Below are 2,595 nucleotides of genomic sequence, written 5' to 3' on the forward strand. Positions count from 1 at the left end.
CTGGGTGAACGCTTAGGCTGCGGCGGCCACCTGTCGGCGCTGCGTCGACTCTGGGTCGATCCGTTCACGGCGCCTGCGATGATCACCATGCAGGAGCTGGAAGCCGCGGCGGCGGCGGGCCCGGTGCCGCTGGACGCCTGCCTGTTGCCGGTGGAGGCCGGACTCGCCCATCTGCCATCGGTGCGGCTGGATGCTGAACAGGGCAGGGTGTTCGCCTTCGGACAGCCGGTGCCGATGGGGGTCGATCCTGGCCGCTATGCCGTTTTTAGCGAAAACGGCCGCTTGATGGCCGTCGGCGAGGTCGGCGTGGATGCCATCCTGCGCTCCCAGCGGGGACTGAACCTCCCGGAGCCTACGTGAAGCTTCTGTCGCTGGGCCTTGTTGCCCAAGGCTTTCGCCCGTTACAATATCGTGGTTAACACCCTTGGCTTTCATCATCTTGCGAAGCTTGCGCAACGTTATCCACGGGTAACGTTGCGCAAGTTTCGCAGTCGCTTTTAAGGAATCGATACACATGTCGCTCACCGCAGAACAGACCGGCAAGATCATCGCCGACTATGGCCGCGTGCCCAACGATACCGGTTCGCCGGAGGTCCAGGTCGCGCTGCTTTCGGCCCGCATTGAACACCTGACCGAGCACTTCAAGACGCACAAGCAGGACCACCACTCCCGCCGCGGCTTGCTCAAGCTCGTCAACCAGCGCAAACGCCTGCTGGGCTACCTCAAGACCAGCGACAGCTCGCGGTACCAGACCCTTATTGAACGCCTCGGCCTGCGCCGTTAACCGAACAGGACGAGGAGATACCCAGTGGCAAAAGTAACCAAGTCATTCCAGTACGGTAGTCACGAAGTCACACTGGAGACGGGCGAAATTGCCCGCCAGGCATCCGGTGCGGTTGTTGTCTCCATGGGCGGCACCGTCGTCCTGGTCTCGGTGGTCGCTGCGCCCAAGGCGCGCGAGGGGCAGGATTTCTTCCCCCTCACCGTGGACTACATGGAGAAGTTCTACGCCGCCGGCCGCATCCCGGGCGGCTTCTTCAAGCGCGAAGGCCGCCCGACGGAGAAGGAAACTCTCACCTCTCGCCTGATCGACCGCCCGCTGCGCCCGCTCTTCCCCGAAGAGTTCCGCAACGAGATCCAGGTCATCGCCCAGGTGATGTCGCTGAACCCGGAAGTGGACGGTGACATCCCCGCCCTGATCGGTGCCTCGGCCGCCATGTCGCTGGCAGGCGTGCCCTTCAAGGGCCCGATCGGCGCCGCCCGCGTTGGCTATGCCAACGGCCAGTACATCCTCAACCCAACCGCTGCCCAGCTGAAGACGTCGGACCTCGACCTCGTCGTTGCCGGTACCGCCGGTGCCGTGCTGATGGTGGAGTCCGAAGCCAAGCTGCTGTCGGAAGACGTGATGCTCGGCGCAGTGATGTTCGGCCATCGTGAGATGCAGGCCGCCATCGACACCATCAACGCCTTCGTCGCCGAAGCCGGCGCCAAGACGTTCAAGTGGGATGCCCCGGCCGCCAACTCGGCCATCGAGGCCGTCAAGGGCGCCGTCGGCAACCGTTTCGCCGAGGCCTTCCAGATCCGCGACAAGCTGGCCCGTCGCGATGTCGTCTCGGCGCTCAAGACCGAGGTCAAGGGTGCCCTGGCGTCTCAGTACGAGGCCAATGGCTGGACGGACGGCGATATCGGCGCCGCCTTCGGCGAAGTGGAATACCGCACCCTGCGTGACGGTGTGCTCACCACCAAGGTCCGCATCGACGGGCGCCAGCTCGACGACATCCGCCCCATCAGCGTCCGCGTCGGCGTGCTGCCGCGCACCCACGGCTCGGCACTGTTCACCCGCGGTGAAACCCAGGCGCTGGTCGTGGCCACGCTCGGCACCACGCGCGATTCGCAGTTGATCGACGCGCCGGAAGGCGAGTGGAAGGACACGTTCCTGTTCCATTACAACTTCCCCCCGTTCTCGGTGGGTGAAACCGGCCGCGTCGGCAGCCCGAAGCGCCGTGAGATCGGCCACGGCCGCCTGGCCAAGCGCGGCGTGCAGGCGGTGAAGCCGAGCATCGAGGAATTCCCGTACGTGGTGCGCGTGGTCTCGGAAATCACCGAGTCCAACGGTTCCTCGTCGATGGCTTCGGTGTGTGGTTCGTCGCTGGCCATGATGGACGCGGGTGTCCCGCTGAAGTCACCGGTTGCCGGTATCGCCATGGGCCTGGTCAAGGAAGGCAACGACTTCGTCGTGCTGTCGGACATCCTGGGTGACGAAGATCACCTCGGCGACATGGACTTCAAGGTCGCCGGTACCGCCGAGGGCGTGTCCGCGCTGCAGATGGACATCAAGATCGATGGCATCACCGAGGAAATCATGCGCACCGCCCTGGCCCAGGCCAAGCGCGGCCGCCTGCATATCCTGGGCGAGATGGCCAAGTGCCTTTCCGAAGCCCGTTCGGAAATGAGCGAGTACGCCCCGCGCCTGCTCACCATCAAGATCCACCCGGACAAGATCCGCGAAGTCATCGGCAAGGGCGGCGCCACCATCCGCTCGATCACCGAAGAAACCGGCACCACCATCGACATCACCGACGACGGCAACGTCGT

General features: G+C 64.6%; 3 protein-coding genes. All 3 read left to right on the forward strand.

What is annotated here, in order from left to right:
• On the forward strand, positions 1 to 360 hold a 360-nt coding region (locus VK519_RS11870; protein WP_324350021.1), incomplete at its 5' end, for a tRNA pseudouridine(55) synthase TruB.
• A 154-nt stretch (positions 361 to 514) separates the two neighbouring features.
• The gene (rpsO, locus tag VK519_RS11875) at positions 515 to 784 is read left to right on the forward strand and encodes a 30S ribosomal protein S15 (protein ID WP_250622658.1); all 270 of its coding nucleotides are present in this window, start codon (positions 515 to 517) and stop codon (positions 782 to 784) included.
• 24 nt (positions 785 to 808) lie between these two features.
• On the forward strand, positions 809 to 2,595 hold a 1,787-nt coding region (gene pnp, locus VK519_RS11880), incomplete at its 3' end, for a polyribonucleotide nucleotidyltransferase (RefSeq protein WP_324350024.1).

This window comes from Pinirhizobacter sp., assembly GCF_035317885.1.
GTDB lineage: Bacteria > Pseudomonadota > Gammaproteobacteria > Xanthomonadales > Rhodanobacteraceae > Pinirhizobacter.